Below are 21,364 nucleotides of genomic sequence, written 5' to 3'. Positions count from 1 at the left end.
TGACTGCCCCGATTTTCGCCCATTATTGAGGTTTTCAGCCGCGCGGCAGGGTCATACCGGCTGGCGGATTTCGCTCCGCTTTCTCAACCGGTCCTTCAGCCATTTCTGAACGGGCTGATCGTAATAAACCGTCAGCCACCATGACAGGCACGTCGTGCCGATGAGGAAAACAATGCCGGCCGGCAAAGCGAGGTTTGCCCGGTGTACCGCGGGGATCAGAAGCTCCGTCCAGGCCAGAAGCGGAATGTGCAGCACATAAACCGCGTAGGACGCCGTGCCGAGAAACACCGACACCATTCCCACCCCGCGCCCCGGAACCGTCTTGCTGGCGACGAACAGCAGCAGCGGCCAGACGACGAGGACAATCGCAAGATCGAAGAACGGCCGAAGCTCGCGCGACATCGGCACGGCCAGAATGAAACAAACCAGCAGAAGGCAAAGCGCCGCCTGAAAAGGTTTCAACTGCGGTACGCGATTGCGGAAACGGTAAATCAGCACGCCAGCAAAAAACGAGAAGAACACCCGCCCCATGCCGGCATACATTTCATGCCAGCGAAAACCGGCATGCAAACGGCCGAACTCGGCGGCAGCCACCATCAGCACAAGGGCGCTGACAATGAGCACCGCGGCGGTCTGTTTCGTCGTGGCCCGGACACCGAAGCGGGCGTAAAACGCATTCACCACCAGCTCATTGAAAAGCGACCATGCCGGGCTGACGAGAAACAGCGCGCCGTTCAGGGTGAGGGTGAAGGGTGCCGGCAAAAAGAGCAGCCCCGTTACCAAGGCGAAAGCAAGCTCGCCGGGATCGATGGGACGATGCAGATCGTCGATCGGCGTCGGCAGGCCCAGCGCGTAGAGACAGATAAAATAGGCGGCCATCAGGACCAGCGCCAGCCCATAAAGAGGGTAAAGACGTGCGAAGCGCGCCTTCATGAAAAAGCCCGGCGTAATCGCCCCTTCGACCAGTTTCCGGCTATAGGCATGCGCGAGCACGAAACCGCTGAGCGCAAAAAACAGATCCACGGCGAGATAGCTCGAAGCCGTGCTTTTCCCAAACAGATCCTCGGCATGGCGGTGGACGATGAAAAGGGCGGCCACGCCCCTTATGCCATCGAGCAATATAAAGCGTTCCGGGGACGACTGGACCATGGCATGAGGCTCGGCGTGGCTGACGGATTTGAGGTTCACAGGCAACGAGCTTTACCGCGTTGCGGTTCACCGCTGCCAGTCACAAACTGTTTAACGTGGCGGACGTCCCATATTATTATGGAATACTAACGGGTGATCGACACTCTTTCGCGGCTGCGAAAGGCGTGCTACGTCCGGATGTCATCGATCTTCCGAGCCTTTGACTCTGTGGCCTGTCCTTTCGAAACTTCAGCTTGATTTCGCTTGGATATCTTCGGCGCAAATTCAGATGGGGCGGCGTTCGACGGCAGGCAACTTTCGCGGAGTCTCACCATGTCCACCATTGCAGAACGTATCAGAAAAATCATCGTGGACCAGCTTGGTGCAGACCCTGCCACCATCGTGGACGAGGCCAGTTTTGCTGACGATCTCGGTGCGGATTCGCTCGAGACCGTTCAGATCGTCATGGAAATCGAAGAGGAATTCGGGGTGGAAATTCCAGATTCCGCCGCAAGCACGATCCTGACCGTTGGCGACGCCATCCGCTTCGTCGAAAAAAACAAGGCGTGACCGGCAGGGGGATTTACCCCGCGGACAAAGCCGCGACGGGATCGAGCTTCGACGCGTTGCGCGCCGGCAGATAACCGAAGACAACACCGATCAGCGTCGAGCAGACGAAGGCGGCGATGATCGACGCCGTGGAATAGACCATGGCGAAATTGCTGCTGAAGGCGGAGAAAAGCGCGCCGAAGCCGAGACTGCCCAGCACGCCCAGCGTACCGCCGATAATGCAGACCAGCACCGCTTCGATGAGGAACTGCCGCAGAATATCGGTGCGTCGTGCGCCGACCGCCATGCGCACGCCGATTTCCGACACGCGTTCAGACACAGAAACGAGCATGATATTCATCACCCCGATGCCGCCGACCAGCAGCGAAATCACCGCAATCGCCGCAATCAGAAGGGTCAGTGTCTGCGTGGTGCTGGTGATGGTCTGGCGGATATCGTCGGTGTTGAGAATGTAGAAATCCCGTGTGCCGTGCCGCTGGGTCAGAAGCGTCGTCACCGCCTGTTCGGCGATTGAGGCATCGACATCGTCGGCCACCTGCACCGTGATGCTGCGCAGCGACAGGCTGCCGAGAAAGCGCGACTGGACGGCGGTATAGGGCAGGTAGAGCGACAGATTCTGGCTTGAGCCGAAACCACCCTGTTGCGCCTGCGTGACACCGACGATGCGGGCCGGCACCTTGCCGATGAGAATGACCTGGCCCACAGGGCTGCCGTCGAAATCCGCAAACAGCGATTTGCGGGTATTTTCGTCGATCACCACTTCCTGCGCCTTCTGCGCGACGCTTCCGCCATCGAAAAAGCGGCCCTGCGACAGCTTGGTGCCCTTGGCGACGAAATACCGCTCGCTGACGCCGTTCACCAGCGCATTCGCTTCCTTCGCGCCGAAACGCACCGTGCTGGAGGTCGAGACCGTCGGCGTCACCGCCGCGACATAGGATTGCTTGGCAAGCGCTTCGGCATCGGAAACGACGAGCGTGGTGATCTTGCCCGACCTTATGTCGCCGAAATCCTTGCCGGCGAAGATTTCCAGCGTGTTGGTGCCAAGACTCGATATGTTCTGCAGCACCCGCTGCTGCGACCCCTGCCCCAGCGCCACGACGCTGATGACCGAGGCGATGCCGATGATGATGCCGAGCATGGTGAGAAAGGTGCGCAGCTTGTGCGCCCGCATCGACAGAAGCGCCATGCGCAACGCCTCCCGCAGAGAAGAAACGAGACCCGCGAAACCGGAAGACCCGCCGGAAACGGCAGCGGGTTTGGCATCGTCCTGCGGCACGGGCGTTGCATCCGTCCTACGGTCTGAAATGATCGTGCCGTCGCTGATTTCGATGATCCGCCCGGCGCGTCTGGCAATCGACATATCATGGGTGACGATGATGACGGTACGGCCTTCGGTATGCAGCTCGCCGAGGATGCGCAGCACCTCGTCGCCGCTGGCGCTGTCGAGCGCGCCGGTCGGCTCGTCGGCAAGAATGATCTCGGCACCGTTCATCAGGGCGCGGGCGATGGAAACGCGCTGCTGCTGGCCGCCGGAAAGCTGGCCGGGACGGTGATCGAGGCGTTCCGCCATGCCGAGGCGGCCAAGCAGCCTTGCGGCATTGTGCCTGCGGTCGCCCTGCGTCTTGCCGGCATAGATCGCCGGAATTTCGACATTGCCGAGCGCCGTCAGCTCGGCCAGCAAATGGTATCGCTGGAAGATGAAGCCGAGATTTTCACGCCTGAGCGCCGAAAGCGCGTCGGCATCGAGATTGCCCGTTTCCCGGCCCCTGATGCTGTAGCTACCCGAAGTCGGGCGGTCGAGGCAGCCGAGAATATTCATCAGCGTCGACTTGCCCGACCCGGACGCGCCGACGATCGCCACCATCTCACCGGCCTCAATGGTGAGGTCGATGTTCTTCAGCACGCTGATCGTGCCTTCGCCGGAGGGATAATCCCGCCGCACCGATTTAAGCGAAATCAAAGGTTCAGCCATGGTTCAAAGCCCCATCGGCGGGCCGCCCGGCCCCGGCATGGCGTTTGTGGTGGTGTCGGTGGAACGCTCGCCGGTCACCACGCGCTCGTTTTCGGCAAGGCCGGAACGCACCTCCGCTGTGACCTTGTTGTTCAGCCCGATTTCGACCTTGCGCTCGGAAACCCTGCCATCGGCACCGGCCACACGCACGGCATAGCTACCGTCGCTGTCCATGCTGCCAAGGGCCGCCGAGGGGACGGTCAGCACGTCCTTCGCTTCGCCGAGAACGATATGAACCTCCGCCGTCATATAGGTGCGCAGCTTGCCGTCCGGGTTCGGCACTTCGAACACGCCATTATAATAGATCGCCTCGGAGGACGATGTGCTGGAAGAGGACGAGCTGGAGGATGAAGAGGTCGAGGAACTGAAGCTGGAATCGCTGCGCACCGATTCCGGCGCCGGCTCTATCGAGGCAAGCGTCGCGTCGTAACGCTGCTGCGGCTCGCCGAGCACGGTGAAATAGACCGGCAGGTCCGGCTTGACCCGCGTTACATCCGCCTCGGAAATTTCCGTGCGCACCGTCATCCGGTCGAGCTGGCCGAGGATGACGATGGTTGGCGCGGATTGCGTGGCGTTGACGGTCTGCCCTTCCTGGCTGACGATCGACAGAACCGTGCCTTCGATGGGCGCGGTGATCTTGGTATAGCCAAGATTGGCCTCGGCCGTTTCCACCGCGACCTGCGCTTCCTCGATCTGGGCGTCGATGGCTTCGATCTGCGCCTCGGTGACGGCGAGCGCCGCGATGGCGCTTTCGAAATCGGCGCGGGAGGCGGCGTTCTTCGACACCATCTCCTGCTGACGGGCGAGGCTCTGGCGGTTGAGAACAAGCGTCGCCTGCTTCTCAACCCGCTGCGCCTTCACGTTCGCCAGGGCCGCCTGCGCCGTGCGCAGGCTGTTCGTCTGGGTAACGGAATCGATTTCGGCGATCAGATCGCCCGTCTTGACCGTATCGCCGAGCGCCACCTTGACGGCGGTGATGCGGCCAGAGGCCTGCGCGCCGACCGCGACAAGGCGAACGGGTTTCAGCGTTCCCGTCGCCAGCACCGTCTGCTCGATATCGCCGCGCGTCACCGGTGCGGTGATATAGCCGGGTGTGGCCGCCCGCGTATATTGCAAGGACAGCCAGTAGCCGCCCACAGCGAGAGCGACAACCGCCAGCAATGCGCCTGCCTTGCGTGCCGTTTTCATCTTGATGTCCTGTCCAGCCGGTTCATTCGAAGGAAGAAACCGGCGTCATCTCGTGTTTCACGAGGATGAAACCCCTGTCCGCCTCGATCCATTCATAGGCAGAGGCGGATTTTCGCGCCGCGGCCTTGCGGCAGGTGCTGCGAAGACGTCTGGAATCCGTCTTTTCGCGCTGATCCTTCGCACAGGCGGGCTGACGCCGCTGTTCATCCTGCCGGGATTTGGCCGCCGGCTGTTGCACGGGCTTGTCCTTTGCCACGGCCACCGACCAGGCAAAGCTCAAACCAAAAGCCGTTGCCAGCACCAGATAGAAATATCTCATCATCGTCTTCCTGCTTGAAAATCACGCGGGGGATCGCAGGCGTGCGATCCCCCGGCTCCAGCCGTTGCCGGCTGATTTCCTCCTTTACTGGGGGGCAGATTAAAGGAGGAAACTTCGAATAGTTGCCTCAGCCCCGTTCCGCCTCGGGAACCGGCGGCCTCATATCGCCATGCGGGGGAGCAAAGCCGCCGCGCGCTGCAGGGCCATGACGCGGGCCGGGAGGCGGAGGCGGCATCAGCGCACGCTCGAGTTCGGCAAGCTTCAGCACCTGCTGCGGCGAAAGCTTCGGTTTCAGAGCCGCAACCGCGTCCTGCAGGGCTTTGGCCCTTTCCGCCTTCTGCGCGATGATGCCTGCCAGCTCCTCTCCCGCAAGACGCGGCTCGGGCCTGGCCTTGCCTTCACCCGCCACCGGCGGACGCGGATTGCGCTCCGGACCGGGGGAAACGAGATCGATCAGCGCCGTGGTATAGGCGCGCCATGGACCGAGCTGCTCCGGCGTGACGCCGAGATAGATTTCGGCCGCCGAAAGCTTCGTCGCCAGCCCGAGAACATCCGGGCCGGGCATTCTGCGCATATGGGGCGGCAGCGGCCTTTCATCCGGACCCCGATCCGGGCCGATGTCCGGGCCGAGATCGAGATTGGCGGGCGGCGGCGCAGCCTGTTCGGTCGCCTGGGGTGCGGGCGCATTCTCTTCCGCTGCCTGCGCGGCGGCGGAAACGCCGATAATTGCTGTCGCGATGACGGCGGTGGCCAGTAGCGAGTTTCTCATCTTACCTTCCTTCCGTTTTCCAACATGAAAGGACGATAGGAGCATCGCGTTTCCGGCTTTGGTCCGAATGTTTCCGGGCTGCTTCCGCAAACCGCCTATTTGTAACCGAATGTTGCCAGAACGGCCCCGGAAAGCTTTCGTTGCAAAAATCCGCCGTTTCTTTTCAGCGCTTATGTATAGTGGCATCAAAAGGTTGGACGATATGACGACAGTTTCGGTGACACATATATTGATCGTCGATGACGATCCGGAAATACGCACATTGCTCGCGAAATATCTCGGCTCGCAGGGGTTTCGCGTGTCGATGGCCGCCGACAGGCGTGAGTTCGAGGAAAAGATCGCCAGCTCCGATCCCGATCTCATCGTGCTCGACGTGATGCTGCCCGATGGCTCCGGCCTCGATATCTGCCGCGATCTGCAAGGCCGCCGGCCGCGCACGCCGGTCATTCTCCTGACAGCGCTGAAGGAAGATGTCGACCGCATCGTCGGGCTGGAAATCGGCGCCGACGACTATCTCGGCAAACCCTTCAATCCGCGCGAACTGACCGCGCGCATCAAGGCCGTGCTGCGCCGCGCCACGCCGCAGGAAGCCCCCCGCCCCTCATCCGCCGCCTATGGTTTTGCGGATTTCACCGCCGATCCCGAGCAGCGCTCCGTCATCCGCGCCAGCGGTGAAAAGATCGATTTGACGGGAGCGGAATTCGATCTTCTGAAAGTCTTTCTCGACAGGCCCGGCCGGCTGCTTTCCCGCGATCAGCTTCTCGATCTCACGCAGGGCAAGGATCGCGGCCCGTTCGACCGCTCCATCGACGTGCTGATGAGCCGCTTGCGCAAGAAGCTGGACGCCGACACCCAAACGCCGATCTTCAAGACCGTGCGCAATGGCGGTTACCAGATGACGGTTCAGGTCAAAACCCTGCCGGTGCCGCGATGAGTTCGCTTAAAAACCGCATCACGGCGCTGATGATCGTCTCCATCATCGCCGTCATCGCGCTTGCGACTTTTGTGGCCGACCGGACATTGCAGCCGCCGCCGCCCGACGCCACCATCGAGCCGCTGGCCCGCAGCCTCGCCTTTGCCGTGGCCATGGCCGAGCGCGATCCCTCCCTGCAGCAGCCCGGCTATTTCCAGATCGAACAGAAGCCGCCGGAAGGCGATCTCGACGGCATGCTTTCGGAATTTCTGGAAAAAGCGCTGGCCCGCGTCGGAGAGCCGCGCACCGCGATGGTCATCCGCTCGCCGGGAAACCCTGCCCCCGTGGCGGCTATCGCGCTGGAAAAAGGCGGCTGGCTGGTTGCGGAAATTCCGCATATGGGTCCGCCGCCGGGCGGCTGGAAGATTTTCGGCATGTGGATCGGGCTGATCATTCTCGGCAGCGCCGCCGTTTCGATCTTTGCCGCCAGCAAGATCACCCGCCCGCTCGACATGCTGGAAAATGCCGCCGCCAGCATCGGGCCTGACGGTTCGCTGCCGCACCTGCCGGAAACCGGACCGGGCGAAATCCGCGCCACGGCGCGGGCGCTGAACGAACTCGCCAACCGCCTGAAAGCGGCGATGGAAAGCCGCATGCGCCTCGTCGCCGCCGCCGGCCACGATCTCAGAACCCCGATGACTCGCATGCGGCTGAGGGCGGAATTCATCGAAAACGACGAGGAACGGGCCAAATGGCTGGCGGATCTCGAGGAGCTGGACGCCATTGCCGACAGCGCCATTCTTCTGGTGCGGGAAGAGGTCAGCCAGGACAGCGTCAAGACGATCGACATCGGCACGCTTCTCAGCGAAATCGTCAGCGATGTTTCCGATCTCGGCCATGCGGGCGCACTCGACTTCATCGAGCCGGAAGCCGCCATGACCATCAAGGCGGCCCCGCTGGCGCTCAAGAGAGCCCTGCGCAACCTCATCCTGAATGCCGTTACCCATGGCAAGAAGGCGCATATCGATCTGACCGGAGACGAGAGCGAAATCGTCGTGACAATCAGGGATGAAGGCCCCGGCATTCCGCAGGAATTGATCGGGCGGGTGTTCGAACCCTTCTTCCGGGTGGACCTCGCGCGGCGCAAATCAATCCCCGGCGTGGGGTTGGGTCTTGCCATCGCCAGGGAAATCATCGAGCGCTTCGGCGGCACGATCACCATTGCCAACCACAAGAAACAGGGCCTGATCCAGACCGTGATCTTCGCAAGGGCGGCGTGACGTCACGCCGCTGAAACAGCCTGTGCCTGCGGCTTGGCCAGAAGCAGGCTTTCGGCATAGGCCATCATCAGCGGCCCGACGCCCTTGGCATCGTCGGACACCACCGGCTCGGTCAGATAATATTCCGGCGTTCCATCGCGATAATTGCCCTCAAAGCCGCCAAGGCCCGCGACATGCACGATGCCAGTGAGGCGGGTCACGCCCTCTTCATCGGCTTTCAGCCGCGTTTCAAGAAGCGCCTCAAGCGCGCGGCGACCCGCCGAAAGGGCGGCATTCGCCTCTTCGCCCTGCACGAGCTTCAACCGCACTGCGTGCAGCAAGGCATAGGCAAACATGGCCGAGGCGGATGTTTCCTCGTAATTGTCCTCAAGGCCCGGATTGTCGAGAACCTGCATCCAGAGGCCGGCCTCGGTCTGCCGTGCGATGATGCCGGCCAGAAGCAACTGCGTCTTGTTGCGAAGCGCCGCCGTCGCGCCGTCATCCGGCAGGATGGCCAGCGCGTCCACCAGCGCCATGGCGAGCCAGCCGACCGCACGCGCCCATATGGCGGGAGACTTGCCGCTTTGAGGATCGGCCCAGCGCTGGCTGCGGCTGTGGTCGTAACCATGGGCATAGAGCCCACCGCTATCCTCCGTCGCCGCGAGCGCCGCTGAAAACTGCCGCAGCGCATCGTCGATCAGTTCCGCCCGGCCCGTCGCCCGCGCATATTCGATCTGGAAAGGAAGCCCCATATAAAGCCCGTCCAGCCAGACCTGATGCGGATAACGCTTCTTGTGCCAGTAATTCCCGGCTGCGATGCGCGGATGGCTGCGCAGTTGCCCCGCCAGATGTTCCGCCGCAGCGAGGTAACGCGGATCGCCCGTTTCCGCCGCAAGGGGAAAGAGGATACGGCCGGCGAGGATATGGTCGATATTATATTCCTGCGGATCGTAACCGGCGAGCGTGCCGTCTGGCGCTATCTGCGCATCGGCCAGACGATGCAGATGATCGTTCCAGCGCGCTTGCCCGGTCGCCTCGAACAGCTGCTGCAGGCCGCGATAGACACATCCATCCTCATAACACCAGCTTCCGCCCTTGTAATGTTTATAGCGATTGGAGAATTGATCAAAATATTCAGTGGCTTTCATCGGTTTTCTCAATCGGAATCTGACACAATGGAAACGGAAGCGTCGCTCAACAGGGCGGGATTATCGCAGACTATATGCGCCTGCTCGAAAACAATCGCCTCATGGCGCATGGGACGCACCCGGTCGGCCATGATCGGCGGCGTTGCGATGGCCGAAGGATCGCGCGAGACGATGGTGAGATTGCGGATGGCGATGTTGCGGATGGGCGCTTCGGGAAGGCCGAGAAAAGCGCCGGCGGCATGGGATAGGTTGCGAATTTCGACGTCCTCCACGCTAATGCCGTCGATAAAGGGCGTGCCGCCATCGACCGATGCCGGGTTTCGCGACTGCACCCAGTCATCATGTCCATCGGCATCGCAATGGTAATGGGCATTGGCGGAAAGCGCGGTCTGCACGCCATCCAGCAGCACGCGGCGCATGGCGATATTGCTGACGGTGCCGCCGCGCCCGCGCCGTGTCTTGAGACGTAGACCGCGATCCGTGCCGACCATGTCGCAATCCTCGACCGCCACATCATGTACACCGCCGGACATTTCCGAACCGATCACCAGCCCGCCATGGCCGCGCTGCATCAGGCAGTGGCGCACCCGAATGCCTCGCGTTTCCGCGAGATGATCGTCCTCGCCATCGGGGCCGCGCTTTCCCGCCTTCACCGCGATGCAATCGTCGCCGACGGAAAAGCGCACGCCTGATATTGTGACGTTACGGCAGCTTTCGGGGTTGAAACCGTCGGTGTTCGGGCTGTCATGGGGTGCGACGATGCTGAGGCCGGCGGCGATCAAGTCTTCGCAGCCCTGCGGATGGATCGTCCAGGAGGCGGCGTTTCGGATGGTGAAACCGAGCAGGTTTGTCTTCCGGCAGGAAACGAGATGCAGGCCGCGCGGCCGGCGCGCGCCGTCGCGGGTTTCTTTCGGCCAGCTCCACCAGTCGCCGCTGTCGCCCGAACCATCGAGAACGCCCCTGCCCTCGATGATGAGATTGTCTGCCGCGATGGCATGAACCGGCGCGGCGAAGCAGGCATCCGGCAAGCCTTCCCAGCTTCCGAGCATACGGCCTGCCTCATCGCGGGCAGGCAGGATCGGCCAGCCCCGGCGGGTGGAGGGCGCACGCAGCACGGCTCCTTCGGCAAGGTGGAAGGTCATGTTGCTTTTCAGGCGAACGGGAAAGGCTGTCCAGACACCGGCCGAGAGACGCAGCGTGCCGCCGTGCGGTACCGCAGCCACGGCCCTTTCCAGCGCTTGCGCATTGGCGCGCGCGCCCTCTTCATCATCGAGCGCAACATCCGGCATCAGGGAAAATTCCGCAGCCTCGACAAGCCCGGCACAGGGGGCGGTTCTGAACTCCAGCCGCCCGAACCCCTCCGCTTCGAAGACATAGCGGGTATCCGGGGAGAGATCATGCAGCAGCGTCACCACGGTCGCGGTTTCACCGCGCCGCTCGCCGCCATCCGGCGACGTCAGACGCCATGCCGTTTTGGACGGAAGGAAATAGCGAGCGCCGGGAGCGGCAAGGCAAAGCGCTGCCGTTCGCGCCGAAGACGCGATGATAAGGGGTTGGTTCATGCTCTTTTCTCGTCTTTGGTGCCTGTCCGGCCAAACCCTTGGCGGACATGCCTCACATCATCCGGCAGCCGGATAGGGAGCCCGCCGCCATGCAGGCGGCGGCGGGCCATTGTCGTCAATCGAATTTGGCAAGAACATCGTTGGTCGTATCGATGATCTGCTCGGCGGCCTCTTCCGCCGTCAACTGGCCATAGGCATATTCCTCAAGCGTATCGATGAAGCCCGAGCGGATTTCAGGATGTTCGTTGAAGGGTGACACCACCGGTCCCGATGCCGCCATGACGATGGCGTTGGCGGCCCGCACTTCCGGCTCGCCCTTGTCCCCCAGACGCGCCGCCGCAGCCTTCGAGGCAGGCAGGCCGCGTGACGTGCCGAGCGCATCGATGCCCTCAGGTTCGTTCAGCAGGCAGTTCAGGATTTGGGCGGCCGCTTCCGGGTTCCTGGAGTTTTTCGAGATCGAAAACACCATGGAAGGCTTGCGATAGACGCCTTCGGTCACGGCATCGGCAAGCTTCAGCATCGGGACCGGTTTCAGAACCTGTCCTTCCTTGAGCGGATCGGCATATTTCGAATAGGTCGAATCCCATTCATAGGAACCGGCAATCCGGCCTTCGGACCAGGACGGCTTTTCATAGAGATTGACGTTACCGTCGGCCGCTTCCTCTTTCTGCGAGCGGATGGAGCCGGTTTCGACCAGCTTGCCGACGAAAGAGATACCCTCGGCAAGCTCCTCCGGCGTCCAGGCCACGCGGTTGGTCTTGGGATCGACCAGATCCTTGCCGGTCTTCTGCACGACAGCCAGTGTCACCAGAAGCTGGGCCGTCTCCTTCACGGCATTGAAGGTGTAATAGTCCTTGCCGAGCTTTTCCTTGATGGTCTTGGTTGCCGCAAAGAACTCGTCCCAGGTCTTCGGAATTTCCACGCCGGCCTTTTCGAAGGTGGTGGCGTTGAAGAAAAAGACGCGGCCGGTGGTGGAAACGGAAAGCCCCTGCAGCACGCCGTTCATCGAACCGGCGTCCAGATCGCTCTCGGCCCATTGCGAAAGATCGAGCGGCTTCAGCTGGCGCAGATCGGCAAAACCTTCGCCGTTCTTCGAAAACAGCGACAGCCAAGGCCAGTTGACCTGAACGATATCGGCCTCCGTCTTGCCCGCCATCTGCGTGGTGAGCTTTTCCAGATAGCCATCGAAGCCGGTGAATTCGCCCTTGACGGTGTGGCCGTATTTCTCGCCGCAGGCGGCAATCGCCTTCTGGGTGGCGACGTGGCGGCTTTCGCCGCCCCACCACGACATGCGCAGTTCCGCAGCACCCGCCGCAGGGGCCGTCGCCATCGCCACATAAGCGGCGCCGGCGAGCATCGCCATCATTCCTGTCATCGTCTTCATTGTTCTTCTCCTCCTCGAAAAATCAGGCACGTCCGTCCCCTCCTCACAGCGAGACGTTGCGACCGTCGGCCTTGTCGAAAATATGCAGCTTCTCCGGGTCCGGCTTCAGCCGCAGGATGCCGTCGCGCCCAAGCGCCTCGAATTCGGCCGCGCCAACGACGCTGACGACTTTCTGGCCGCCGAGATCGGCGTGCAGATAGACCTCGTGGCCCATGAATTCCGCATTGGTGAGTTTCGCCTGCAGCGCCGGGCCATCCGTCTCCCCCGCCAGCGCAAGATGCTGCGGGCGGATGCCTATGACGGCGTTTGCGGGTCTGGCCGATAGCCGTTGTTCCAGATGCGTACCGATCGGCAGCCGCTGGCCGGCAATGACGAACTCCGCGCCCTCAATTGCCACATCCACCAGGTTCATTTCCGGCGTGCCGATGAAGCCGGCGACGAAAAGATTGGCGGGATGGTTATAAAGCTCCTTCGGTGTCGCGACCTGCATGATGCGACCCGCCTGCATGACGCAGATACGGTCGCCCATGGTCATGGCCTCCGTCTGGTCATGGGTGACGTAAATCACCGTCGAGGACAGGCCTTCCGCCTTCAGCTGACGGTGCAGATCGGTGATGCGCACCCGCATGGAGGCCCGCAGCTTGGCATCGAGATTGGACAGCGGCTCATCGAACAGGAACACGCCGGGCTTCTTGATGAGCGCGCGGCCCAGCGCCACACGCTGCGCCTGTCCGCCGGAAAGCTGTTTCGGCAGACGGTCGAGCAGCGGCTCGATTTCGAGAATGCGCGCGACATTGTCGATTGCCTTTTCGATCTCTGGCCTGGCGACACCGGCGATCTTCAGGCCGAAGGCGAGATTGCCGCGCACCTTCATATGCGGATAAAGCGCATAATTCTGGAAGACCATGGCGATGGAGCGCTTGCCGGGCGGCAGGTCGTTGACGCGCTGGTCGCCGATCAGGATTTCGCCGCCGGTGATTTCCTCCAGCCCCGCCACCATGCGCAGCGTCGTGGATTTGGCGCAGCCGGAGGGACCGACAAACACCATGAACTCACCATCCTCCACATCGAGATTGATGCCGTGCACGGCCTTGAAGCTGCCGCCATAGACTTTTTCGAGATTTTTAAGTTGAACGCTTGCCATTTTCAGCCCTTGACCCCGCCAGACGAGATCCCTTCAATGAAATACCGTTGCGCCGCGAAGAACACGATCAGCGCAGGCGCGATCGTCAGCACCGACATCGCCAGGATGCGGTTCCATTCGAAGGCTTCGGTGGTGTCGATGGAGAGTTTGAGCGCGAGGCTCACCGGATATTTGTCGACCGAGGACAGGTAGATCAGCGGCCCGAGAAAGTCGTTCATCGTCCACATGAACTGGAACAGACAAACCGAGATCAGCGCCGGCGCCAGCATCGGCACGACGATGTAAATCAGCGTCTGCAGGCTGTTGGCGCCATCCACCCGGGCGGCCTCTTCCATGTCCGATGGCAGCGAGCGCAGGAACTGCACCAGCATGAAGACGAAAAAGGCATCGCCGGCGAGCGCCGATGGCACCCAGAGCGGCAGGAAACTGTCCAGCCAGCCGAGATCGCGAAACAGGATATATTGCGGAATGCGGGTAACGACATTCGGCAGCAGCAGGATGGCGATGACAGAACCGAACAGGATTTTCTTCAGCGGAAAATCGAAGCGGGCGAAGGCATAGGCCGCCATGGTGCAGGAAATCGCCGTGCCGATGACTTTCGGCAGGATGATCAGGAACGAATTCCAGAAGAACCGACCGAACGTATAGGGCGTCGAGGTTTCCCAGCCGCGAATATAACCGTCCAGCGTCGGGTTTTCGGGGATGAAGCCCGCGCCGGAGAAGATTTCCGAATTGGTCTTGAAACTTGCGCCCACCAGCCAGATCAGCGGGTAGAGCATGATGAGGCCGACCGCGAAGAGAAGCACGTAGCGGACCGAGGTGGAGACGAGTCTCAGCCGCGCCCGACGGGCCGCCTGCATGTCGTTTAGGGTTGCGATATCGGTCATGGCATCAGTTCCGCTTGTCGCCGGCGTAATAGACCCACTTCTTCGAGGACCAGAAGGCCACGAGGGTCAGCACGGTGATGATGGTGAAGAGCACCCAGGCGATGGCGGAGGCATAGCCCATGTTGAACTTCTTGAAAGCCTCGTCATAGATGTAAAGAGGCAAGAGATAAGTGGACTTCAGCGGTCCGCCCTGGGTGATGATGTAAGGCCCGTTGAACTCCTGGAATGCCTGAACCATCTGCATGATGAGGTTGAAGAAGATCACCGGCGTCAGAAGCGGCAGCGTGATGAAGAAGAAGGTTCTCACCTTGCCCGCGCCATCGATGGCGGCGGCCTCGTAAAGCGACTTGTCGATGGATTGCAGGGCGGCGAGAAAGATCACCATGGCCGAACCGAACTGCCAGCAGCGCAGCAGCGTGATGGTGAAAAGCGCGTTGCCCGGATCGCCGAACCAGTCCACCGGCGACAGGCCGATGGCGGCCAGCGCCATATTGGCAAGCCCCTCGCTTGCGAAGATATAGCGCCACAGAACCGCAATCGCGATGGAGCCGCCGAGAATGGACGGCACGTAAAAGGCGGTGCGGAAGAAGTTGATGAATTGCAGCTTGTAATTGAGTATGGCCGCAATGAACAGCGCGAAGGCAAGCTTCAGCGGCACCGTCAGAAACACGTAGAACAGGGTAACGTTCAGCGATTTCATGAAGGTGCGGTCGCGGGTGAACAGCCGCTCGTAATTGGCCAGCCCCGCCCAGCTGGGATCGCTCATCAGATCGTAACGGGTGAAGCTGAGATAGAGCGAGCCGAGAAACGGGATGGCCGTAAAGACCAAAAGCCCGACGATATAAGGCGTCAGATATCCCAGCCCGAGGAAGCGCTGAGATTTCATAATGCTCCTCCCCGCGTCCCAGTGGAACGCGAATGACAGAATACAATTTCGTACAAGTGATTCTCCCGGAACGGCCGGCGGCGGGCGCATGATGGCGCAGTCTCTCGCCGCGACCGATCTCCTCCCTCATTGATACGGCGCATAAAAGCAATTTATGCGGTGACAAAACCAAATTTCCGCGCCAAGGTGAATTAACAAAGACGAGGAAAAAGATGGACGAAATCGAAGGTGGCATTCTGTCGTCCGTTCCGCCTGCGGCGCTCAACCTCAACCTGACGCGCGCAACGATCAAGATGGAGCATTCGCGCACCTGGCAGATCGACAAATCCAATCAGGTGGACGACCTCATCATCTGCCTGGAAGGGCGCGGGCATTATCTCGTCGATGGCGAGGCGCGGGTGCTGGAGCCGGGTGACGCCATGCTGATTTTCCGGGGGCAGCGCTTTGTCGGCTGGAACGAGCAGGCCGTCACCTATCGCGGGGTGGCGCAGCATTTCACGCTGGATATTTACGGCCGCCACAACCTGATCGCGCAGATGGACCTAAAGCCCAAAGTGAGGCTGAGCCGCTGGCCGCTGCTGGAACCGCTGGTGCGCCACTACCGGCAGAGCGCCCCACCCTCCTCCGTCACGCTTGGCCAGCATCATCTTTTCATGGTGCTTCTCATCGCCTTCATCGACGACGCCTTCCTCGGATGGGTCGACCGGCCGAGTTTCCAGCCGGAGGGGACGGAAGGCCTCGACCTTGCGGTGATGAAGGCGATCACCATGATTTCGGCCAATCCGCTGGACCCCGACATTGCCGGCCGGGCGACCGAGGCGGCTCCCTATAATCGCGATTATTTTCTGCGCGAATTTCAAAAACGCGTCGGACGAACCCCGCGTAAATATCAGGAGTTCAAACGCATGGAACGCGCCATGCATTTTCTCGAGGCGGGGCTTTCGGTCTCGGCGGCGGCCGCCGAAGTGGGGTATGGCGACCCCTATTATTTCTCGCGCATGTTCAAACGGACATTGGGGTTAAGCCCGCGCGACCATATGAACCGCATACGCCGCAGCCGGCACGGCAATCTCATGGCCTTTGACGAACACGAGCAGCAAAGGCTGCTTGCCACTGAAACGGAAAAGGCCCCGGCATAGCGGGGCCTTCTCGTTTGAAAGCGCTGGAATTACCGGAACAGTGACGGCAACCACAGGGACAGCGACGGAATATAGGTGACGGCAAGCAGCACCGCGATGCTGGCCCCGAAGAACGGCCAGATCGTCCGCATCGCTTCCCGTATCGATATGCCGCCGACCGCGCAGCCGACGAAAAGCACCGTTCCGACCGGCGGCGTGTTGAGCCCGATACCGGCGTTCAGGATCATCACCACGCCGAAATGCACGGGGTCGATGCCGAAGGCCTTCACGACGGGCAGAAGCACCGGCGTGGAGATGATGACCATCGGCGCCATATCCATGAAGGTGCCGAGCAGCAGCAGGATGACATTGATGACAAGCAGCACGATGATCGGATTGTCCGAAATCGCGCTGATTGCGGCAATCATCAGCGTCTGCACCTGCAGGAAGGCCATCAGCCAGCCGAAGGACGCCGCCGTGCCGATGACCAGCAGAACCATGGCCGTCGTCCGCACCGCGCCCATCACCGCCTCCACGAAACCGCTCCAGTCCAGCTCGCGATAGACCAGCATCGCAACGAGGAAGGCGTAGAGAACCGCGATGCAGGAACTTTCCGTCGCAGTGAAGATGCCCGAACGCACGCCGCCGAAGATGATGCCGATCAACAGGATGCCGGGGAACGAAGCCAAGAGATAATACATCAGCTTCGAGAAGCCCGGGAACGGCTCGGAAGGATAACCCTTGCGCCGGGCAACGATATAGGCCGTCACCATCAGCGCCGCTGCAAGCAGGAAACCCGGAACGATGCCGGCGGTGAAGAGATCGGCCACCGAAACATTGCCGCCCGCCGCAATCGAATAAAGGATCATGTTATGCGAGGGCGGTATCATCAGCGCGATGATGGCCGCATTGACCGTGACATTGACCGCATAGTCCCTGTCATAGCCGCGCTTGGCCATCTGCGGGATCATCAGCCCGCCGACGGCCGAGGCATCGGCCACGGCCGAACCGGAAATGCCGCCGAACAGCGTCGAGGCCACGATATTGACCTGGCCGAGACCGCCGCGCAGGTGTCCCACGAGACCGGCCGCAAAGCGGATGAGGCGATGGGCGATGCCGCCGCGCACCATCAGGTCGCCGGCGAAGATGAAAAATGGTATCGCCATCATCGCAAACACGTTCATGCCGGAATTCATCTGCTGGAACACGACAATGGGCGGCAGGCCGAGATAAAGAACCGTGGCGAAAGAGGCAATGCCGAGGCAAAATGCTATCGGCGTGCCGATCAGCATCAGCAGGGTGAAGACCCCGAAGAGAATGGTGTAAGCCATCTACGCTGCCTCCTGCACGATCACATCGGCCGCAATCTCCTCGCCAATGGCGAGATCGACGAAACGTTCAGCCGCAAACAGCGCGATGAGGAAACCGCCGCCGATCAGCGGGAAGAAATCCGTGCCGCCCGGCCAGCCGAGAACCGGGATCGTCGCCGTCCATGTGCCCATGGAAAGCGAGGTGCCATACCAGGCCATGCCGGCGCCGAAGAAAAAGATCAGGGCAAGGCTGGTAAGGTCCATTCCCTTCTGCACGCGTGGCGGCATCATGTAGCGCAATATATCCAGCCCCAGATGCACGCTTTCGCGCACGCCCACTGCCGCACCCAGCATGATGAACCATGACATGAGATGCAGCGACAGCGGCTCCGACCAGCTGGGTGAATCGTTCAGAATATACCGCGCAAAGACCTGCCAGCCGACGATAAGCGTCATGGCGATCATGCCGATACCGGCAATGTAAAGCGACGCGTGACTGAGCGCGCCGAGAAAGGGGCGAATGGCCCGCATGAAATTTCGCATTGTCCGTTCCTCCGCGTCAACGGCGACAAAAGAAAACCGGCCCTGTTCACAGGGCCGGTTTTCCGCGCATTACTTGACCGCTTTCACCCGTTCCAGAAGGTCTTTCATCTTCGGATCGGTGACGAACTTGTCGTAGACGGGACCCATCGCGGCAGCGAATTCCTCCTTGTTGACCTTGATGACATTGACGCCGCCGGCGCGGACCTTTTCTTCCGACGCCTTTTCGCGGGCGCTCCAGAGTTCACGCATCTTGCCGACGGAATCCTTGGCCGCCTGACGCAACAGCTTCTGATCTTCCGGAGAGAGCTTGTCGTAAGAGACCTTGGAAATGACGAGGATTTCCGGGTTCAGCGAATGTTCCGTCAGGGAGTAGTTCTTCGCAACCTCGTAGTGACGGGCGGATTCGTAAGAGGGCCAGTTGTTTTCCGCACCGTCGACGACGCCGGTTTCAAGCGAGGAATAGACCTCGCCCATCGGCATCGGCGTCGGGTTGGCGCCAAAGGCCTGCATCATCGAAATCCATAGATCCGACTGCTGCACGCGGATTTTCAGGCCCTTCAGGTCCGCGAGTTTTTCAATGGGCTTTTTGGTGGTGTAGAAGGACCGCGCGCCGGAATCGTAAAAGGCGAGACCGATGAGGCCGTGCGGTTCGAAAGCCGCCAGAACCTCATCGCCGATCGGGCCGTCGACCGTGTTGTGCATGTGTTCCGTCGAGCGGAACAGGAAAGGCAGGCCGAGGACGGTGGTTTCCTTGACCAGATTGTTGAAGGGCGCGGCATTGACGCGGTTCATGTCGATGACGCCGAAGCGGGTCTGCTCGATGGTATCCTTCTCGCCGCCGAGAACGGAATTGTTCATGACCTGTATCTTGATCGGCCCTTGGTGCGCTCGGCCAGAAGCTCGCCCATATATTTTACGGCTTCGACCGTCGGATAACCGTCGGGATGAATATCGGCCGAACGCAGGGTGATTTCCTGCGCCTTGGCGGAAACACCGGCGAGCGCGATCCCCATCGCGACGCACATCATGCTTGCAATCTTTTTCATGCTTTCCTCCTCCATTGTTGAAACGATCCAGCCCCTCCAAGGCTATCGGACCGATTTTTTCACGCCCATCCGGGCCGGCATGCAAAGACCTTTCACTTTAAAAGGATGATGGGGACCTCCCTTCCCCAGCCATCCCGGATTGACCTATGCCGCCGTGACTGGCGGCAGCTTGAACAGCGCTTCCGGATTTTCCACCAGCGCACGGTGGCGCGCCGCCTCATCCGGCAGCCAGCCGAGTATGAGTTCCGCAAGCCGGGCATCGTCGGGATAGGCCGCCGTCTCGCGGATGGAATTATGCGGCCAGTTGGTGCCCCAGACGATGCGCTCCGGCGCATGGGCGGCGATGACGCGCGAAAAGGCGGCGACGTCCTCATAGGGCCAGCTCTCGCGCGAACTTTCGTAAACGCCGGCGAACTTGAACCAGAGATTGCCGCGGTCGATGAGTTTCAGAAGCGCCGCCATTTCCCGGCCATCGGTTCTGATGCCCTTGAAGAACTTGCCGTGGTGATCGAACACCCAGCGCGAGCGGATGTTCTGAAGGCGCGGCAGGTGATCGAGCAGCGTATTGCCGTCGAATTGCACCGCCACCATCCAGTCGGCCGCATGCGCGCGCTCGTCCACGGCTTCCAGCTCGGACAGGTTTACCGCACCGCCCGGCAAATCCATGATACGCGCACCGACGGCCCCTGCGGCGGCAAGCTTTTCCACGTCCTTTTCGGTCGTGCCGGCATCGATGATGACCACCGCGCGGGCCGCCTCGCCCATTTCCGCGACACAGGCGAGTGTGTTGCCGTTGTCGCGCTGATGGGCGTTGCCCTGGGTGATGATGACCCGGTCGATGCCGAGCCATTGCATGAGGCTGCGATAATCCTCCGGTCCGGGCAGAGCGCCCGGCGGCAGGCCCGGTCCACCCGGCAGGGCGGGATAGTGGCGCAGATAGAGATGCATCTGCGTATCGACGGCGCCTTTCGGGAAAGCGGGCCGAGGCGCTGTGCCGCTCAGTTTTCTGACAAGTTCGCTCACGGGTCTGGCATCCTGAATTCAATCAATGCATCGCGGTTGATCTCTATTCCGAGGCCGGGGCCGTTCGGGATCGTGACGACGCCGTTTACCGCCTCTATCGGCTCGCTCAGCACAGCCTGCCGGAACGGATTATAGGTGCGGTCGAATTCCATGATCGGCTCTATGGGATTGACCCGCACCGGATCGGGCGTCATCGCCGCCATGAATTGCAGGGCTGCCGCAATCTGTACGCCGGTGCCCCAGACATGCGGCACGATGCGCACGCCGTGCAACGTCGCGAGCGCCGCAATCTTCTGCGTTTCGGAAAAACCGCCGCAGCCGCAGAGATCGGGCTGGAGAATATCCACGGCACCGGCGGAAAGCGCCTGCCACATGCCATAACGCCCGTGCCAGGTCTCGCCGCCCGCAACCGGGATCGGCTGGCCGGCCCGCACCCGGGCATAGGCATCGAGCTGTTCGGGAACCACCGGCTCTTCGAACCAGTCGATACCATAATCGGCGGCGCGGTTGCCGAGCGCGATGGCTTCGGTGACGGTGTAGCCGTGATTGGCGTCGATCATCAGCCGCATATCCGGCCCAATCGCCTCGCGCACGGCGGCGATGACGCGGAGGTCCTCCTCGATACCGAAGCCGATCTTGATCTTGCAGGCATGAAAGCCGTCCGCCCGGCGCTCCGCCATCTCCGACGCATTGTCGGAAACGCGGTCGACGCCATCGCGCTTGAAGCTGCCGGTGGCATAGGCCCGCACGCTTTCGCGCCAGCGCCCGCCGAGCAGCATCGAGATGGAAGCACCGTAGTGCTTGCCCTTGATGTCCCACAGCGCGATATCGATACCGGACAGGGCCGTGAGGCTGAGGCCGCGCTGGCCCTGATCGCGCAGGGCATTATAAAGCACGGCCCAGATCTTTTCGGTCTGGCGCGGGTCCTGGCCGATGAGCCAGCCTGAGTAAGCCTGAACCACGGCGGCGTTGGGCCGCGCCGGGCCGAGGCATTCGCCCCAGCCGACGGTTCCGTCGTCGCATTCGATTTCCACCAGAATATGGGCGCGGCGATCAAAACGCATGGATGCGCTTTCGAACGGCGTGTCCAGCCGATGTTCGAGCAGATGCGTGCGCACCGCTGTGATCTTCATGGCTCCCCTCCCGCTTGTCTCGA

General features: G+C 61.4%; 19 protein-coding genes and 1 pseudogene. 4 read left to right on the top strand and 16 right to left on the bottom strand.

The features are described from left to right. Nucleotides 1-51: 51 nt before the first annotated feature. Nucleotides 52-1,149, bottom strand: a complete 1,098-nt coding sequence (locus tag L901_RS12545; RefSeq protein ID WP_059757112.1) for an acyltransferase — start codon at nt 1,147-1,149, stop codon at nt 52-54. Nucleotides 1,150-1,461: 312 nt separating this feature from the next. On the opposite strand from L901_RS12545, the gene L901_RS12540 reads away from it, so the two are divergent. Further along, nucleotides 1,462-1,698 carry an acyl carrier protein gene (locus tag L901_RS12540; RefSeq protein WP_003520197.1) on the top strand — a complete coding sequence of 79 codons (237 nt, stop codon included), beginning with the start codon at nt 1,462-1,464 and terminating at the stop codon, nt 1,696-1,698. Between the two features lie 13 nt (nt 1,699-1,711). Here the strand turns inward: L901_RS12540 and L901_RS12535 are convergent, their stop codons facing one another. The 4 genes from L901_RS12535 to L901_RS12520 form a co-directional block, all read right to left on the bottom strand. Next, entirely contained in the window at nt 1,712-3,670 is a 1,959-nt protein-coding gene (locus L901_RS12535) for a MacB family efflux pump subunit (RefSeq protein WP_059757109.1), read from the bottom strand. A gap of 3 nt (nt 3,671-3,673) precedes the next feature. Beyond that, a complete protein-coding gene (locus tag L901_RS12530; protein WP_059757106.1) occupies nt 3,674-4,897 on the bottom strand; it encodes an efflux RND transporter periplasmic adaptor subunit in 1,224 nt (407 codons plus the stop codon). 22 nt (nt 4,898-4,919) lie between these two features. After that, a complete protein-coding gene (locus tag L901_RS12525) occupies nt 4,920-5,216 on the bottom strand; it encodes a hypothetical protein (RefSeq protein ID WP_059757103.1) in 297 nt (98 codons plus the stop codon). A 127-nt stretch (nt 5,217-5,343) separates the two neighbouring features. Continuing rightward, nucleotides 5,344-5,985, bottom strand: a complete 642-nt coding sequence (locus L901_RS12520) for a hypothetical protein (RefSeq protein WP_059757100.1) — start codon at nt 5,983-5,985, stop codon at nt 5,344-5,346. 202 nt (nt 5,986-6,187) lie between these two features. Here L901_RS12520 and L901_RS12515 point away from each other — a divergent pair, with 202 nt between their 5' ends. Continuing rightward, on the top strand, nt 6,188-6,919 hold the full coding sequence (locus L901_RS12515) for a response regulator (protein WP_196248079.1): 732 nt from the start codon (nt 6,188-6,190) through the stop codon (nt 6,917-6,919). Continuing rightward, complete coding sequence (locus L901_RS12510) at nt 6,916-8,178, top strand: ATP-binding protein (RefSeq protein ID WP_059757095.1); 1,263 nt, start codon at nt 6,916-6,918, stop codon at nt 8,176-8,178. The genes L901_RS12515 and L901_RS12510 overlap by 4 nt, the downstream gene beginning before the upstream one ends. 2 nt (nt 8,179-8,180) lie before the next feature. On the opposite strand, the gene L901_RS12505 is transcribed toward L901_RS12510, so the two are convergent. The 6 genes from L901_RS12505 to L901_RS12480 form a co-directional block, all read right to left on the bottom strand. Next, a complete protein-coding gene (locus L901_RS12505) occupies nt 8,181-9,305 on the bottom strand; it encodes a glycoside hydrolase family 105 protein (protein ID WP_059757092.1) in 1,125 nt (374 codons plus the stop codon). An 8-nt stretch (nt 9,306-9,313) separates the two neighbouring features. After that, nucleotides 9,314-10,867, bottom strand: coding sequence for a glycoside hydrolase family 28 protein (locus L901_RS12500; protein ID WP_059757089.1), 1,554 nt, complete (start codon nt 10,865-10,867; stop codon nt 9,314-9,316). A gap of 115 nt (nt 10,868-10,982) precedes the next feature. Further along, on the bottom strand, nt 10,983-12,251 hold the full coding sequence (locus L901_RS12495; protein ID WP_059757086.1) for an ABC transporter substrate-binding protein: 1,269 nt from the start codon (nt 12,249-12,251) through the stop codon (nt 10,983-10,985). A 43-nt stretch (nt 12,252-12,294) separates the two neighbouring features. Then, on the bottom strand, nt 12,295-13,395 hold the full coding sequence (locus tag L901_RS12490) for an ABC transporter ATP-binding protein (protein WP_059757083.1): 1,101 nt from the start codon (nt 13,393-13,395) through the stop codon (nt 12,295-12,297). Between the two features lie 2 nt (nt 13,396-13,397). After that, the gene (locus L901_RS12485) at nt 13,398-14,282 is read right to left on the bottom strand and encodes a carbohydrate ABC transporter permease (RefSeq protein ID WP_059757080.1); all 885 of its coding nucleotides are present in this window, start codon (nt 14,280-14,282) and stop codon (nt 13,398-13,400) included. A gap of 4 nt (nt 14,283-14,286) precedes the next feature. Beyond that, the gene (locus L901_RS12480) at nt 14,287-15,168 is read right to left on the bottom strand and encodes a carbohydrate ABC transporter permease (RefSeq protein ID WP_020812253.1); all 882 of its coding nucleotides are present in this window, start codon (nt 15,166-15,168) and stop codon (nt 14,287-14,289) included. 212 nt (nt 15,169-15,380) lie between these two features. Here L901_RS12480 and L901_RS12475 point away from each other — a divergent pair, with 212 nt between their 5' ends. Beyond that, nucleotides 15,381-16,307, top strand: a complete 927-nt coding sequence (locus L901_RS12475; RefSeq protein ID WP_059757076.1) for an AraC family transcriptional regulator — start codon at nt 15,381-15,383, stop codon at nt 16,305-16,307. A gap of 29 nt (nt 16,308-16,336) precedes the next feature. Here L901_RS12475 and L901_RS12470 read toward each other — a convergent pair whose 3' ends face one another. From L901_RS12470 to L901_RS12450, 5 genes and pseudogenes are all read right to left on the bottom strand, one after another. Then, nucleotides 16,337-17,617, bottom strand: coding sequence for a TRAP transporter large permease (locus L901_RS12470; RefSeq protein ID WP_059757073.1), 1,281 nt, complete (start codon nt 17,615-17,617; stop codon nt 16,337-16,339). Further along, on the bottom strand, nt 17,618-18,139 hold the full coding sequence (locus tag L901_RS12465) for a TRAP transporter small permease (RefSeq protein ID WP_003522682.1): 522 nt from the start codon (nt 18,137-18,139) through the stop codon (nt 17,618-17,620). It abuts the gene before it with no gap. A gap of 69 nt (nt 18,140-18,208) precedes the next feature. After that, nucleotides 18,209-19,185, bottom strand: a pseudogene (locus L901_RS12460) (TRAP transporter substrate-binding protein). A 144-nt stretch (nt 19,186-19,329) separates the two neighbouring features. Continuing rightward, complete coding sequence (locus L901_RS12455) at nt 19,330-20,208, bottom strand: amidohydrolase family protein (RefSeq protein WP_059757070.1); 879 nt, start codon at nt 20,206-20,208, stop codon at nt 19,330-19,332. After that, on the bottom strand, nt 20,205-21,341 hold the full coding sequence (locus L901_RS12450; RefSeq protein WP_059757068.1) for a D-galactarolactone cycloisomerase: 1,137 nt from the start codon (nt 21,339-21,341) through the stop codon (nt 20,205-20,207). Before L901_RS12450 ends, L901_RS12455 begins: the two co-directional genes overlap by 4 nt. Between the last annotated feature and the right edge of the window lie 23 nt (nt 21,342-21,364).

The organism is Agrobacterium sp. D14 (assembly GCF_001526505.1).
Lineage (GTDB): Bacteria > Pseudomonadota > Alphaproteobacteria > Rhizobiales > Rhizobiaceae > Agrobacterium > Agrobacterium leguminum.
Note: the sequence above shows the minus strand (reverse complement) of the source record. Positions and strands in the feature narration are given on the sequence as shown.

Bases quoted from the DNA above. Each gene is read 5' to 3' on its own strand.
- L901_RS12545 (WP_059757112.1), bottom strand. From the start codon at position 1,149: ATGGTCCAGTCGTCCCCGGAACGCTTTATATTGCTCGATGGCATAAGG.
- L901_RS12540 (WP_003520197.1), top strand. From the start codon at position 1,462: ATGTCCACCATTGCAGAACGTATCAGAAAAATCATCGTGGACCAGCTT.
- L901_RS12535 (WP_059757109.1), bottom strand. From the start codon at position 3,670: ATGGCTGAACCTTTGATTTCGCTTAAATCGGTGCGGCGGGATTATCCC.
- L901_RS12530 (WP_059757106.1), bottom strand. From the start codon at position 4,897: ATGAAAACGGCACGCAAGGCAGGCGCATTGCTGGCGGTTGTCGCTCTC.
- L901_RS12525 (WP_059757103.1), bottom strand. From the start codon at position 5,216: ATGAGATATTTCTATCTGGTGCTGGCAACGGCTTTTGGTTTGAGCTTT.
- L901_RS12520 (WP_059757100.1), bottom strand. From the start codon at position 5,985: ATGAGAAACTCGCTACTGGCCACCGCCGTCATCGCGACAGCAATTATC.
- L901_RS12515 (WP_196248079.1), top strand. From the start codon at position 6,188: ATGACGACAGTTTCGGTGACACATATATTGATCGTCGATGACGATCCG.
- L901_RS12510 (WP_059757095.1), top strand. From the start codon at position 6,916: ATGAGTTCGCTTAAAAACCGCATCACGGCGCTGATGATCGTCTCCATC.
- L901_RS12505 (WP_059757092.1), bottom strand. From the start codon at position 9,305: ATGAAAGCCACTGAATATTTTGATCAATTCTCCAATCGCTATAAACAT.
- L901_RS12500 (WP_059757089.1), bottom strand. From the start codon at position 10,867: ATGAACCAACCCCTTATCATCGCGTCTTCGGCGCGAACGGCAGCGCTT.
- L901_RS12495 (WP_059757086.1), bottom strand. From the start codon at position 12,251: ATGAAGACGATGACAGGAATGATGGCGATGCTCGCCGGCGCCGCTTAT.
- L901_RS12490 (WP_059757083.1), bottom strand. From the start codon at position 13,395: ATGGCAAGCGTTCAACTTAAAAATCTCGAAAAAGTCTATGGCGGCAGC.
- L901_RS12485 (WP_059757080.1), bottom strand. From the start codon at position 14,282: ATGACCGATATCGCAACCCTAAACGACATGCAGGCGGCCCGTCGGGCG.
- L901_RS12480 (WP_020812253.1), bottom strand. From the start codon at position 15,168: ATGAAATCTCAGCGCTTCCTCGGGCTGGGATATCTGACGCCTTATATC.
- L901_RS12475 (WP_059757076.1), top strand. From the start codon at position 15,381: ATGGACGAAATCGAAGGTGGCATTCTGTCGTCCGTTCCGCCTGCGGCG.
- L901_RS12470 (WP_059757073.1), bottom strand. From the start codon at position 17,617: ATGGCTTACACCATTCTCTTCGGGGTCTTCACCCTGCTGATGCTGATC.
- L901_RS12465 (WP_003522682.1), bottom strand. From the start codon at position 18,139: ATGCGAAATTTCATGCGGGCCATTCGCCCCTTTCTCGGCGCGCTCAGT.
- L901_RS12450 (WP_059757068.1), bottom strand. From the start codon at position 21,341: ATGAAGATCACAGCGGTGCGCACGCATCTGCTCGAACATCGGCTGGAC.